Origin of the sequence: Streptomyces mutabilis (genome assembly GCF_046628145.1) — a bacterium.
GTDB classification, from domain to species: Bacteria; Actinomycetota; Actinomycetes; order Streptomycetales; family Streptomycetaceae; genus Streptomyces; species Streptomyces mutabilis.
Genome location: NZ_CP176874.1, coordinates 3,275,724 through 3,288,897 on the forward strand (window position 1 = coordinate 3,275,724; position 13,174 = coordinate 3,288,897).

9 protein-coding genes and 1 pseudogene are annotated in these 13,174 nt (G+C 70.4%); 3 read left to right on the top strand and 7 right to left on the bottom strand.

The window, feature by feature from the left end; translation table 11 throughout:
- Window positions 1–3: 3 nt before the first annotated feature.
- From galK to galT, 3 genes are read right to left on the bottom strand one after another with little or no spacing between them, the layout of a single operon-like run.
- Window positions 4–1,167, bottom strand: coding sequence for a galactokinase (galK, locus tag ACLIN4_RS14480; RefSeq protein WP_411575855.1), 1,164 nt, complete (start codon window positions 1,165–1,167; stop codon window positions 4–6).
- Between the two features lie 30 nt (window positions 1,168–1,197).
- On the bottom strand, window positions 1,198–2,160 hold the full coding sequence (gene galE, locus ACLIN4_RS14485; RefSeq protein WP_107479954.1) for a UDP-glucose 4-epimerase GalE: 963 nt from the start codon (window positions 2,158–2,160) through the stop codon (window positions 1,198–1,200).
- Window positions 2,157–3,218 (bottom strand): galactose-1-phosphate uridylyltransferase, encoded by a 1,062-nt coding sequence (gene galT, locus ACLIN4_RS14490; protein WP_290012593.1) that lies wholly within the window; start codon window positions 3,216–3,218, stop codon window positions 2,157–2,159. The genes galE and galT overlap by 4 nt, the downstream gene beginning before the upstream one ends.
- Window positions 3,219–3,396: 178 nt before the next feature.
- Between galT and ACLIN4_RS14495 the strand changes: the two genes are divergently transcribed.
- Together ACLIN4_RS14495 and ACLIN4_RS14500 are read left to right on the top strand one after the other, a co-directional pair.
- Window positions 3,397–5,076, top strand: a complete 1,680-nt coding sequence (locus ACLIN4_RS14495) for a sodium:solute symporter family protein (protein ID WP_369178533.1) — start codon at window positions 3,397–3,399, stop codon at window positions 5,074–5,076.
- Window positions 5,077–5,097: 21 nt separating this feature from the next.
- Entirely contained in the window at window positions 5,098–5,406 is a 309-nt protein-coding gene (locus tag ACLIN4_RS14500; RefSeq protein WP_100045064.1) for a hypothetical protein, read from the top strand.
- Window positions 5,407–5,744: 338 nt separating this feature from the next.
- Here ACLIN4_RS14500 and ACLIN4_RS14505 read toward each other — a convergent pair whose 3' ends face one another.
- The 4 genes from ACLIN4_RS14505 to ACLIN4_RS14520 all read right to left on the bottom strand — a co-directional run bounded on the left by ACLIN4_RS14505 (window position 5,745) and on the right by ACLIN4_RS14520 (window position 12,422).
- Window positions 5,745–6,419 carry a helix-turn-helix transcriptional regulator gene (locus tag ACLIN4_RS14505; protein WP_290012592.1) on the bottom strand — a complete coding sequence of 225 codons (675 nt, stop codon included), beginning with the start codon at window positions 6,417–6,419 and terminating at the stop codon, window positions 5,745–5,747.
- A 158-nt stretch (window positions 6,420–6,577) separates the two neighbouring features.
- Window positions 6,578–8,470, bottom strand: coding sequence for a PQQ-binding-like beta-propeller repeat protein (locus tag ACLIN4_RS14510; protein WP_411575856.1), 1,893 nt, complete (start codon window positions 8,468–8,470; stop codon window positions 6,578–6,580).
- Window positions 8,471–8,537: 67 nt separating this feature from the next.
- On the bottom strand, window positions 8,538–10,370 hold the full coding sequence (locus tag ACLIN4_RS14515; protein WP_289908921.1) for a PQQ-binding-like beta-propeller repeat protein: 1,833 nt from the start codon (window positions 10,368–10,370) through the stop codon (window positions 8,538–8,540).
- Window positions 10,371–10,607: 237 nt separating this feature from the next.
- Window positions 10,608–12,422 carry an ABC-F family ATP-binding cassette domain-containing protein gene (locus ACLIN4_RS14520; RefSeq protein ID WP_289908920.1) on the bottom strand — a complete coding sequence of 605 codons (1,815 nt, stop codon included), beginning with the start codon at window positions 12,420–12,422 and terminating at the stop codon, window positions 10,608–10,610.
- A gap of 154 nt (window positions 12,423–12,576) precedes the next feature.
- Here ACLIN4_RS14520 and ACLIN4_RS14525 point away from each other — a divergent pair.
- Window positions 12,577–13,172, top strand: a pseudogene (locus ACLIN4_RS14525) (Uma2 family endonuclease).
- Window positions 13,173–13,174: the final 2 nt, after the last annotated feature.

The following is a 13,174-nucleotide window of genomic DNA, read 5'->3' on the forward strand; positions in this document are numbered from 1 at the left end:
GGCTCAGGCCAGCCGCCGGGCCCCCGCCGAAGGCACCGCCTCGAAGACGCGCGGTGCCGTGAAGCCGGCTGCCGCGAAGGACTCCTCGACCGCCTTGGTGATGGCGTCGACGTCGGACGCGTCCGCCAGGACGATCGCCGAGCCGCCGAAGCCGCCGCCGGTCATGCGGGCGCCGAGGGCGCCGGAGGTGAGGGCGGTGTCGACGACGAGGTCCAGTTCGGGGCAGGAGATGCGGAAGTCGTCGCGCAGGGAGGCGTGGCCCTCGACCAGGACGGGGCCGATGGCGCGGGTGTCGCCGGATTCGAGGAGTGCCACCACCCGCTCCACGCGCTCGTCCTCCGTGACGACGTGCCGGACCAGGCGGCTGACCTCCTCGTCGTCGGCCAGGCGTTCCAGTGCCGCGTCGAGTTCGGCGTACGGCACGTCCCTCAGGGCGTCGACGCCCAGCAGGGCGGCGCCCTTCTCGCAGCCGGCGCGGCGCTTGCCGTACTCGCCCTCGCTGTGGGAGTGCTTGACCTGCGTGTCGACCACGAGGAGGCGCATGCCCTCGGCCGCGAGGTCGAAGGGGATCTGGCGCTGGGAGAGGTCGCGGGTGTCGAGGAAGAGGGCGTGGCCCGCTTTGCAGCAGGCGGAGGCGGTCTGGTCCATGATGCCGACGGGGGCGCCGACGTAGACGTTCTCCGCGCGCTGGCACAGGCGGGCCAGCTGCCAGCCGCGCAGGCCGAGGGAGTAGAGGTCGTTCAGGGCGAGGGCGAGGACGACCTCCAGGGCCGCCGAGGAGGACAGGCCCGCGCCGGAGGGGACCGTCGAGGCCAGGTGGATGTCGGCGCCGGTCAGCTCGTGGCCGGCCTCGCGCAGCGCCCAGACCACGCCCGAGGGGTACGCGGTCCAGGACCTGTCCGACTCGGGGGTCAGGTCGGCCACCCGCAGCTCGACGACACCGGCGTCGATGTCGGCCGAGTGCAGGCGCAGGATGCCGTCGTCCCGGCGGGAGACGGCCGCGACAACGGTGTGGGGCAGGGCGAACGGCATGACGAAGCCGTCGTTGTAGTCGGTGTGTTCGCCGATGAGGTTGACGCGGCCGGGTGCGGCCCAGATCCCCTCCGGCTCCGCGCCGTACAGCTCCCGGAACCGCTCGCCGACGGCCTCCGCCACAGCCTCGCCCATGCCCTGATCCCTCGCCCTTCGTCCAGTCCTCTAGCCCGCGCGCCGCTGCGCGAACTCCCACGCGTCCGCCACGATCCCCGCGAGGTCCGCGCGGGACGGGTTCCAGCCCAGTTTCTCCTTTGCGGTGTCCGCCGACGCCACCAGGACCGCCGGGTCGCCGCCCCGGCGCGGGGCCACGACCTCGGGGATCGGGTGGCCCGTCACGCGGCGGACGGTCTCGACGACCTCGCGGACGGAGAAGCCGTTGCCGTTGCCCAGGTTGCAGATGAGGTGCTCGCCGGGGACAGCGGCCGCGACGGCCAGCAGGTGGGCCTCGGCCAGGTCGGCGACGTGGATGTAGTCGCGCACGCAGGTGCCGTCCGGCGTCGGGTAGTCGTCGCCGAAGACGGAGATGGCGTCGCGGCGGCCCTGCGCCACCTGGAGGACCAGGGGGATCAGGTGGGACTCGGGGTCGTGGCGCTCGCCGTACGCGCCGTAGGCACCGGCGACGTTGAAGTAGCGCAGCGACACCGCGCCCAGGCCGTGGGCCGCCGCCTCGCCGCTGATCATGTGGTCGACGGCGAGCTTGGAGGCGCCGTACGGGTTCGTGGGCTTCGTCGGCGCGGTCTCGACGATCGGGACCTGCTCCGGCTCGCCGTACGTGGCGGCCGTGGAGGAGAAGACGAGCCTGCGGACGCCGGCCGTGCGCATGGCCTCCAGGAGGGCCATGGTGCCGCCGACGTTGTTGTCCCAGTACTTCTCGGGCTTCACGACGGACTCGCCGACCTGGGAGAAGGCGGCGAAGTGCAGGACGCCGTCGAAGGACGCGTCCAGCCACTTGGCGGCGTCGCGGATGTCGCCCTCGATGAAGGAGGCGCCCGCCGGGACGCCCTCCCGGAAGCCCGTCGACAGGTTGTCGAGGACGACGACCTCGTGGCCCGCCTCCAGCAGATGCTGGGCGACCACGCTGCCGACATAGCCGGCCCCGCCCGTCACCAGGTACTTCCCGCTCATGAACTCGCTACCTCTCGCAGTCGCTCGGCCGCGCGCTCCGGGGGCACGTCGTTGATGAACACGTCCATGCCGGACTCGGAGCCCGCGAGGAACTTCAGCTTGCCGGACGTACGGCGAATAGTGAAAAGCTCCAGGTGAAGCGCGTAGTCGTCCCGCGCCACGCCGTCGAAGTCCTCCAGCTGTCCGAACGGGGCCTGGTGCCAGGCCGCGATGTACGGCGTCGGAGGCTCACCCTCCCCGAAGATCCGGTCGAAGCGCCTCAAGAGTTCCAGATAGACCTGGGGGAACTCCGTGCGGGTCGCCTCGTCGAGTCCGAGCAGGTCGGGCACCCGCCGCTTGGGGTAGAGGTGCACCTCGTACGGCCAGTGCGCGGCGTACGGCACGAAGGCCGCCCAGTGCTCGGTCTCCAGGACGACCCGCTCCCCCGCCAGCTCCTCCTCCAGCACGGCGTCGAAGAGGTTCTCCCCGCCGGTCGCGTCCTTGTGCGCGGCGAGCGAACGGAGCATCTCGGCGGTGCGGGGCGTGGTGAAGGGGTAGGCGTAGATCTGCCCGTGCGGGTGACCCAGCGTCACCCCGATCTCGGCACCCCTGTTCTCGAAGCAGAACACCTGCTCCACGGAGGCCAGATGCGACAGCTCCGACGTGCGGTCGGTCCAGGCGTCGAGCACCAGCCGGGCCTGCTCCTCGCTCAGGTCGGCGAAGGAGGCGTTGTGGTCGGAGGTGAAGCAGACGACCTCACAGCGGCCGGAGTCGCCGGCCAGCGAGGGGAAACGGTTCTCGAAGACCACCACGTCGTACGACGAGTCCGGGATCTCGCTCAGCCGCTCCCCGTGGGACGGGCACAGCGGGCACTGGTCGGCGGGCGGGTGGTAGGTGCGGCCCTGGCGGTGGGAGGCGATGGCGACCGAGTCGCCCCGCAGCGGGTCGCGGCGGACCTCGGAGGTGGTGACGGTCCGCTCCAGCGGACGCCGGTCCACGGCGTCGCGCACCGCGTCGTCGTGCAGGTCGTAGTAGACGAGCTCGCGACCGTCGGCCAGCCGGGTCGAGGTCTTCTTCACAGCCGCACTCCTCCGTACCCACACTCAATCATCCAACACAATCAAACATAACACTTCACAACCAACCAGCAGCCCGATCATCACAATCAAACAAAGAACATCACCAAAAGTGTTCAATTTCTGAACGCGGAGGCGTAGGTTCCGCTGCGGATCAGTTCGCGCAACGAAGCGAGTTCGTATGCATACCCCCACACATCTGGCCGCGGAGCTTCGACTCCCGACCAACTGGCTCGACTACACGATCCTCGGGATCTACTTCGTCGTCGTGCTCGGCATCGGCTTCGCCGCCCGCCGATCGGTCAAGACCAGCCTGGACTTCTTCCTGTCCGGCCGCTCGCTGCCCGCCTGGGTCACCGGCCTCGCCTTCGTCGCGGCCAACCTGGGCGCCACCGAGATCCTCGGCATGGCCGCCAACAGCGCCCAGTACGGCGTCTACACGACCCACTGGTACTGGATCGGCGCCATCCCGGCGATGGTCTTCCTCGGCCTGGTGATGATGCCGTTCTACTACGGCTCCAAGGTCCGCTCGGTGCCGGAGTTCCTGCTCCTGCGCTTCGACAAGGCGTCGCACCTGCTGAGTTCGGTCCTGTTCGCGGTCGCGGCCATCCTGATCGCCGGCGTCAACCTCTACGCCCTCGCGATCGTCGTCGAGGCCCTCCTCGGCTGGCCGCAGTGGGTGGCCATCGTGGTCGCCGGCTTCTTCGTCCTGGCGTACATCACGCTGGGCGGTCTGTCCTCGGCGATCTACAACGAGGTCCTCCAGTTCTTCGTGATCCTGGCCGGCCTCATCCCGATCACGATCCTGGGCCTGAAGAAGGTCGGCGGCTGGGACGGCCTGTCCGACTCCCTCACCAAGAGCCACGGCGGCGACTTCATGACCGCGTGGGGCGGCACGGGCATCGGCAGCGACAACCCGCTCGGCGCCAACTGGCTGACCATCGTGCTCGGCCTCGGCTTCGTCCTCTCCTTCGGCTACTGGACGACCAACTTCGCCGAGGTGCAGCGCGCCCTGTCCGCGAAGAACCTCTCGGCGGCCCAGCGCACGCCGCTCATCGCCGCCTTCCCGAAGATCTTCATCGTCTTCGTCGTCATGATCCCGGGCCTGGTCGCGGCGGTCCTCGTCCCCAAGATCGGCACGCCGGGCTCCGACCTCCAGTACAACGACGCGATCCCGTACCTGATGCAGCAGCTGCTGCCCAACGGCGTCCTCGGCATCGCGGTGACCGGCCTGCTGGCCGCGTTCATGGCCGGCATGGCGGCCAACGTGTCGTCCTTCAACACGGTCTTCACCACCGACATCTGGGCGCGGTACGTCGTCAAGGGCCGGGAGGACGACTACTACGTGCGCTTCGGCCGCCTGATCACCGTGATCGGCGTCCTCGCGTCCATCGGCACGGCCTTCCTGGCGTCGTCGTTCTCGAACATCATGAGCTACCTCCAGACGCTCTTCTCCTTCTTCAACGTGCCGATGTTCGTCGTCTTCATCATCGGCATGTTCTGGAAGCGGGCGTCCATGAAGTCCGGCTTCTGGGGCCTGATCGCGGGCACCACGGCCGCGATGGTGAACTACTTCGTCATCTACAAGCAGGGCATCATCGACATCCCCTCCGACCAGGGCGCCAACTTCGTCTCCGCCATCGCGGGCTTCGTGGCCGGCGCGGTGGTCATGGTCGCCGTGTCCCTGTTCACCGCACCGAAGCCCACCGCCGAACTCCAGGGCCTGGTCTACGGCACCACCTCCCCCGGCATGTCCGAGGCGCCCGCCAAGGGCGACGACGCGTGGTACCGCAAGCCGGCGCTGCTGGGCTGGGGAGCGGTCGTGCTGGCCGCCGCCTGCTACGTCCCGTTCTCGTTCTGATCGCGGGAGGATTGAGAGAGCATGTCTGATTCCTACTCCGACAAGAACGTCCAGGACGAGGTCTCCGAGCTGGAGACCAAGTCCGTCACCGCCGCGCGGCTGTTCGACATCCGGCGGATCATCGGCGGGCTGTTCGTGGTCTACGGCGTCATCGTGACGATCGCGGGCTTCGTGGCGTCCGACGACGAGATCGACAAGGCGCAGGGGGTGAACATCAACCTGTGGACCGGGCTGGGGATGCTGGTGCTGGGGCTGTTCTTCCTGGCGTGGCTGAAGCTTCGGCCCACGGCTCCGCCGCCGCCCTCTGGCGAGGAGGGGGCGGGGGAGTGACGCGGGTGGCGTGAACGGGGGTGCGGGTGCCCCGGGGGCGCGTGCCTCTGGGGTGCGGGTGCCGGGGGCGCGGGTGCCGGGGGGGCGCTGGGTGCGCTGCCCGGCGTTTCCTCCGCACCCGGCGTGGGTGTGGGCCAGGGGGGGCGTCGCGCAGCCCGGCGTGACGGGGTGCCGCTGCGCCCACCCGTGCCGCCCCAGCGGCACGACTGCCCGCAGCTACGGAGGTGCGGCGGCATGGCCGCTGCCAGCAGCTACGGGGGTGCGGCGGCATGACGGCCGTCCGCAGGTGTGCCGCAGGCACCCCGCAGGCGCCCCGGCCGATCGCCGGAGGCGCCCGCTCAACCGCCGGAGGCGCCCGCCCGGTCCAGCAAGCCCGTTCTGGCCGCCAACGCAGCCGCCTCCAGTCTCGACCCCACGCCCAGCTTCATCAGTACCCGCTGCACATGCGTCCGGGCCGTGGACGGCGCGATGCCCATGCCCGCCGCGATCAGCCGGGTGTCCTCGCCCTCCGCGACCCGCACCAGCACCTCCACCTCCCTCGGCGTGAGCATCTGCAACAGCCGCTGCCCCTCGTCGTCGGGCTGGGCCGCCGGGTTCAGCAGCTCGCCGAACGCCCCCTGCAAGAGCGCCGGCGCCACCGCCGCCTCCCCGGCCCGCGCCTTCATGATCGCTCGCTCGACGCCCTCTATCCGCTCGTCGTGCCGCACGTACCCCGACGCCCCGGCCGCGAACGCCGCCGCGATCCCGCGGGGGCTCGGCACCGGGCCCAGCACCAGCACCGCCACCTGCGGACGCTCACGCTTGACCCGCACCACCGGATCGAAGATCCCCGGCTCGGCCGGTGTCGCCGTGCCCATCAGGCACACCTCCGGCGCCCGGCTGATCACCAGCTCCGCCGCCCCCGCCGCCGGCGCCGCCGCGGCGAGCACCCGATGCCCCCGCAACTTCAACGCCGAGGCCAACGCCTCGGCGAGCAATCGGTGATCGTCGACCACCATGAGTCGTACACCCATCGAGCAACCCCCCAGTCACCCTCCCCAGTCCCCCGGAAGCTACACGCTGGGGCTCCGTCGCGCTGCCCCTACCGGCAAGAACCGCCCCGGATCACCGAAAATCCATGCAACACGGCCCCGCTCCCGGGTCGGGAGCGGGGCCGTGCGGGCAGCGGAACTCAGCCGCTCGTGCCGAACGCGATCGCCAGGTACTCCTTGTCGTCCGCACTGGACGGCTCGCTGGCGTACACCTGCGACATGTACAGGTGGCCCTGCGCGTACCGGATCTCGGAGTAGTCCGGCGACATCCTGGACTCCACGTCCCGCACCGCCTCGGTCGCCGGGTTCTCCAGCAGGGTCGTCTGCTTGAACGTCCCGCCGTCGATGCTCACGACCTGGCCGCCCTTGTCGTACGGCGGCCGCTTGTACGCGATCACGTTGCCGCCGTCCATGCGCAGCGGGGTGATGGTGTAGCCGTCGCCGGCGTCGGCGCGCTCACCGGTCTGCTTCCCGGTGGTCAGGTCGAAGGCGACGACCTCGTTGGTGCGGCTGTAGGACTCGCCGCCGCTCTCGTGCTCCTCGGTCGCGATGTAGAGCCGGTTGTTGCCGACCGCCAGACCACGGCAGTCCTCGACCTCGGTGATCGATTCGCAGCTGGCGCCGAAGTCGTCGCCCGGCGCGGAGATGCGGTTCAGGAGCTTGCCGGTCTTGTTGTCGATGGAGAAGAAGTCCGAGATGCCGCTTCCGTCGCCGGCGGAGTCGCCGATGTCGGCGGCGACGACGAGCGGTTCGGTGGAGACGACGGCGGCGTACTCGATGCCCTTGGCCATCTTGTACTCGGAGATCACCTTCCCGCTCTTCGGGTCGATGGTCTGGATGTTCAGCTGCCGGGCGTCGTACGAACCGCACTTGCGCACCGCGACCAGCTTCTCGCCGCCGCCGTAGCCGGCGTCGTAGCAGGTGTCGGTGGGCTTGGGGGACCAGAGCACGTCACCGGTGGCGATGTCCCAGGCGATGCCGCCGTCGGTGCTGCCCACGGCGACGGTGCCCCCGCTCAGGGTCACGTTGTCCAGGGACATCGGCCGGCCGCCCGTCTCGACGGGCTTGGTCCACGCGGTCTTGCCCGCCGCCAGGTCGAGCACGGCGATCTGCGAGCAGGACTGCGGCTCGGTCTTGGTCGGCATGGCGGGCTTGTAGATGATCGCCGTCTTGTCGTCCTCGGTGATCCGGTGGGTGGCCTCGCACACCGGGCCGGGCAGGTCGATCGTCCAGGCCTTGCCGCCCTTGTCCCGGTCGTAGCCGACGACCTCCGCGATGCCGGTCTTGGCGTACACCTTGTCGGTGAGCCAGGAGCCGGTGGTGGGGATGCTCGAGGAGTCCTTGGGGACGGCGGGCGCCGGGACCTGGAAGAGCACCTTGGACGACGGGTCCGAGGGCACCTTCTCCTCGCCGCCGGAGGACTTGCCGCCGGAGCCGCCCTTCCCGTCCGTACCGTCCTTGCCGCCGGAGCTCGCGGTGTCGTCCTTGCCTCCGTCGTCGCCGGAGGAGTTGGCGTACCAGACACCTCCGCCGACGATCAGCGCGATCGCGACGACGGCCGACACGATGATCGCCATCTGGGCGTTGAACTTCCGGCCGCCGCCGCCCGGCCCGCCGGCCTGGGGCTGCATCGGCATGGTCGGCGGCTGGTAGCCGTACCCGTACTGACCCGGCTGCCCGTACTGACCCGGCTGCCCGGGCTGCCCGTACGGAGGCGTCGGCTGCTGGCCGTACGCGCCCGGCTGCTGCTGTCCGGGGTAGCCGTAACCGGGCTGCGGCTGCGGCGGGGTCTGCGGATACCCGTACCCGGGCTGAGGCGTCGGCCCGGACGGCGGGGCCGCCGGGGGCGTCTGCGGGGGCGTCTGGGGGGCCGCCGGGGGCGTCTGCGGGTAGCCGTAGCCCGGCTCGGGCGTCTTGCCGAGGTTCGGCCCGCCGGGCGGCGGGGTGGGCGGCTGCGGCGGCTGGTTCTGCGGCGGGCCGAAACCGCCCCCCTGCGGGGGCTGGTTGGGCGGCGGGGGCGGCGGCTGGGTCATGGCGTGAGTACCTCGGGAGCGGGGACGGGGACGACGGAGGGCGTCGGGAACGAGGGGAAGAAGAAGGTCACTTGCCGAAGGCGAGCATCAACTTCTCCTTCGCTTCGTCGTTCCCGGTCAGGCGGGTGCTGGAGATGAAGAACCGCCCGTCGACCCAGTCGATGTCCTTGGAGTAGAAGCTGTTCTCGATGTCCGCCACGGCCTGCGGGTTCCGCAGCAGCTCGGCCGGCTTGTGGTCGCTGCCGCCGGTCGGGATCGACACGACCTGGCCGCCCGCGTCGTAGGACGGCTGGACGTACGCGATGAGCTGGTCGCCCTCGACCTTCATCGGCATCATCGACTCGTCCGCGGGGGACTTCGCGCGCCACTTCTCCTTGCCGGTGCTCAGGTTGATCGCGACGATCTCGTTGGCACCGGTGGTCGCCTCGGTCGGCAGGTAGAGGGTCCCCCCGCCGACGGCGACGCCCTCGCAACCCTGGAGGTCGCGCTCGAGGATCGCCCAGCCGCACTCGGGGGCGAAGTCCTCGTCGACGCCGACCTGTTCCTGGACCTTGCCGCCGGAGGTGAAGGTGGAGATGTTCCAGACCTTCTTCTCCTCGTCGGTGGCGTAGACGACGAGCGGGTCGACGGAGTAGGCGCGGCCGACCCGCCAGCCCTTCTCGTACTTGTAGGTCCACAGGACCTTGCCGGTCTTCGGGTCGAGACCCTGGAGCTCGTCGTGCGCGTTGTTGCCGCCGGCGCCGCAGGAGGCGACCTGGACCAGCTTGCTCGCGCTGCCCGCGAATCCGGCGGGGAAGCAGGCGTCGCCGTACTTCTTTTTGTCGTACAGCTTCTTGCCGCTGGTGACGTCGTACGCGGTGCCGGACTGCGAGCGGCCGACCATCAGAGTCTTGCCGCTGACGGTGAGCTCGACGGAGAGCGTGGAGTCGAACAGCTCGCCGTCCTCGACCTCCTCCGTCCAGCCCTTCTGGCCGGTGGCGAGGTCGATCTCCTGGAGCTTGTTGCACTTGGCGCGGTCGCTGGAACCGCTCATGTAGGCGACGACGATCTTGTCGTCGGCCGTCTTCTCCGGGGTGACCGCGCAGATCTTCTCGGGGAAGGTGATCGGGTCCCAGCTGGGCTTGCCGTCGCCGACGTCGTAGGCGAAGACCTGCTTGTAGGCCGCCTTCACCGCCGCCTTGTCGGTGATCCACATGCCGTCGGCGTCGGCACCGGAACCGGGGGCGTCGGGCGCCTCCTTGTACCAGAGGACCTTGGACTCGCCCGCCTGGCGGCCCTCGTTGAGGTCCTCGGGGTCCTCGCCTCCGTCACCGCTGCCGTCACCCGGGTTGACCGGGGCGCCGCCGCCGGAGCCGGAGGGCTTGGGGTCGTCACTCTTGCCGGCGACCGGCTTCTTGTCCTTGTCGTCGCCGCCGGTCGACGTGACCGCCCAGACGCTGCCGCCGATGACGAGCAGGGCGGCGACCGCGGCACCGATCGCCAGGGCCGGCTTGCCCTTGAAGGGGTTGCGGGACCCCGGGCCACCGGGCGGCGGGGTGCCGGGCGCGCCCGGGAACTGCGCCTGCGGGTAGCCGTATCCCGGCTGGCCGGGCTGCTGGGGCTGGCCGTACGGGCCGGGCTGCTGCGGCTGGGCGTACGGGCCGGAGTTGTACGGTCCGGGCTGGCCGTAGGGACCCGGCTGGCCGGGCTGCCCGTACGGTCCCGGCTGACCGGGCTGCTGCTGCGGGTATCCGTACCCCGGCTGCTGCGGCGGCGGGCCGGACGGCGCGCCCTGCGGGGGCGGCGGCGTCTGCGGCTGACCTTGCGGGGGCGGCGGGGTCGGTGCCCCGAAGCCTCCCGGCGGTGGATCCTGCGGCGCTCCGAAGCCACCCTGCGGCGGCTGGTTGGGCGGCTGGCTCATCAGCGCGTTCCCCCTTATGACTCACTGATTTTTAGCCACGTCCCGAGGTACGCGCTGGCCCCGGAGTCGTTTCACGGCAGTCGTTCAGACAGTTCTCAGACGGCCTTTCTATCACCCGGGCCGAAGCGCACACCGGGCCGCGCCCTCCCCTGTTCCCAAGGGAGGACCGGCCCGTGATGCCTCCGTTACGCGCCTTCACGCCCTCTTCACGCCACGCGCGCCCTCTGCGCGCAGGGCTCAGGCGTCCTCGGCCAGTTCCAGCCAGCGCATCTCCAGCTCCTCGCGCTGACCGGCCAGTTCGCGCAGCTCGGCGTCGAGTTCGGCCACCTTCGCGAAGTCCGTGGCGTTCTCGGCGATCCGTGCGTGCAGCTTGGTCTCCTTCTCGGAGACCTTGTCCAGCTGCCGCTCGATCTTCTGGAGTTCCTTCTTCGCGGCACGCACGTCGGCGGCGCTCTTCTCGGGCACGGCGGCGGCGGGCTTGGCCGCCACGGCCGGGGCGCTCGACGCGGCGGCCTCCTCCATCCGCCGCCGCCGCTCCAGGTACTCGTCGATGCCGCGCGGCAGCATCCGCAGGGCGCCGTCGCCGAGCAGGGCGAAGACCCGGTCGGTGGTCCGCTCGATGAAGAAGCGGTCGTGGGAGATGACGATCATCGACCCGGGCCAGCCGTCGAGCACGTCCTCGAGCTGGGTCAGGGTCTCGATGTCGAGGTCGTTGGTGGGCTCGTCGAGGAAGAGGACGTTGGGCTCGTCCATGAGGAGCCGCAGCAGCTGGAGCCGGCGCCGCTCACCGCCGGAGAGGTCCCCGACCGGCGTCCACTGCTTCTCCTTGCCGAAACCGAAGGTCTCGCACAGCTGCCCGGCGGTCATCTCCCGCCCCTTGCCCAGGTCGACGCGCTCGCGGACGCGCTGCACGGCCTCCAGCACCCGCCAGTTCGGGTCCAGCTCGGCGACCTCCTGGGAGAGGTAGGCCAGCTTGACGGTCTTGCCCACGCGCACCTGCCCGCCGGCCGGCTGCTGCTCGCCCTCGCTGCGGGCGGCCTCGGCCATGGCCCGCAGCAGGGTGGTCTTGCCGGCGCCGTTGACACCGACCAGGCCGATGCGGTCGCCGGGGCCGAGCTGCCAGGTGACGTGCTTGAGCAGGACCTTGGGGCCCGCCTGGACGGTCACGTCCTCCAGGTCGAACACGGTCTTGCCCAGCCGCGACGAGGCGAACTTCATCAGCTCGCTGCTGTCCCGGGGCGGCGGCACGTCGGCGATCAGCTCGTTGGCGGCCTCGACGCGGAAGCGCGGCTTGGAGGTGCGGGCGGGCGCCCCGCGCCTCAGCCACGCCAGCTCCTTGCGGACCAGGTTCTGCCGCTTGGTCTCCTCGGTGGCCGCGATGCGCTCGCGCTCGGCGCGGGCGAAGACGTAGTCGGAGTAGCCGCCCTCGTACTCGTACACGTCACCGCGCTGCACGTCCCACATGCGGGTGCAGACCTGGTCGAGGAACCAGCGGTCGTGCGTCACGCACACGAGCGCGGAGCGCCGCTCGCGCAGGTGCCCGGCCAGCCAGGCGATGCCCTCGACGTCGAGGTGGTTGGTGGGCTCGTCGAGGACGATCAGGTCCTGCTCCTCGATGAGCAGCTTGGCCAGCGCGATCCGGCGCCGCTCACCGCCGGAGAGCGGCCCGATGACGGTGTCCAGCCCCTGCGGGAAGCCCGGCATGTCCAGCCCGCCGAACAGCCCGGTCAGTACGTCGCGGACCTTGGCGTTGCCCGCCCACTCGTGGTCGGCCATGTCGCCGATGACCTCGTGGCGGACGGTCGCCTCGGGGTCCAGCGAGTCGTGCTGGGTGAGGACGCCGAGGCGCAGCCCGCCGGAGTGGGTGACCCGGCCGGTGTCGGGCTCCTCCAGCCTGGCCAGCATCCGGATCATGGTCGTCTTGCCGTCGCCGTTGCGGCCGACGACACCGATGCGGTCCCCTTCGGAGACGCCGAGGGACACGCCGTCGAGGAGTGCACGGGTGCCGTACACCTTGCTGACGTTCTCGACATTGACCAGGTTGACGGCCATTTCTCTCCTGCCTGGGGGACGATCAGCCTTCAAGCGTAGGCCCTCCGGGGGGTGGGGTGACGCGGACGGGGGTCGTCACTCTTTGTGATGACGTGTGTCGGACCGTCCGGCTACCTTGGAGGCAGGCAGCAGGACCCCGCCCATGGGAGGAACCATGACCGCCGAGTCCGTAGAGCACCGCCGCCCGCGCTGGCCGGTGCCGCCGCAGGACGGATACACCGTGGACGACCTGTTCACGCTGCCGGATCTCCCGCCGCACACAGAGCTGATCGACGGGAGCCTGGTTTTCGTGAGTCCGCAGCGCCGTTTCCACACCTGGTGATCGACCTACTGTTCAACGGGCCGCGCAACTCGCTGCCCCCGGAATTCAGCGTCGAACGGGAGACGACCGTTCTCCTCGACGACCGCAATGGACCCGAACCCGACATCAGCGTGGTGCGAGCCGACACGGTCACCGGAATGGATCAGACCAGTTTCCGGGCCGAAGACGTCCTCCTCGCCGTCGAGGTCGTGTCCCCGGAGTCCGAGTCCCCCGACCGCACGACGAAGCCGCACAAGTACGCGGCCGCCGGCATTCCGAGCTTCTGGCGCGTCGAGCGGGGCGGGGCGAACGGCGGGCCTGTCGTCCATGTCTATGAGCTGGAACCGAGGACCAAGGCGTACGTGCACACGGGTCTGCATCGAGACGTCCTCAAGGTGGACCACCCCTACGCCATCGGCATCGATCTGTCGGCGCTCGGCGGGCAGTAGCT

Excerpts from the sequence above, each read along its gene's own strand:
- ACLIN4_RS14520 (WP_289908920.1), bottom strand. The coding sequence starts at position 12,422 with ATGGCCGTCAACCTGGTCAATGTCGAGAACGTCAGCAAGGTGTACGGC.
- galE (WP_107479954.1), bottom strand. The coding sequence starts at position 2,160 with ATGAGCGGGAAGTACCTGGTGACGGGCGGGGCCGGCTATGTCGGCAGC.
- ACLIN4_RS14495 (WP_369178533.1), top strand. The coding sequence starts at position 3,397 with ATGCATACCCCCACACATCTGGCCGCGGAGCTTCGACTCCCGACCAAC.
- ACLIN4_RS14505 (WP_290012592.1), bottom strand. The coding sequence starts at position 6,419 with ATGGGTGTACGACTCATGGTGGTCGACGATCACCGATTGCTCGCCGAG.
- galK (WP_411575855.1), bottom strand. The coding sequence starts at position 1,167 with ATGGGCGAGGCTGTGGCGGAGGCCGTCGGCGAGCGGTTCCGGGAGCTG.
- ACLIN4_RS14515 (WP_289908921.1), bottom strand. The coding sequence starts at position 10,370 with ATGAGCCAGCCGCCCAACCAGCCGCCGCAGGGTGGCTTCGGAGCGCCG.
- ACLIN4_RS14500 (WP_100045064.1), top strand. The coding sequence starts at position 5,098 with ATGTCTGATTCCTACTCCGACAAGAACGTCCAGGACGAGGTCTCCGAG.
- ACLIN4_RS14510 (WP_411575856.1), bottom strand. The coding sequence starts at position 8,470 with ATGACCCAGCCGCCGCCCCCGCCGCCCAACCAGCCCCCGCAGGGGGGC.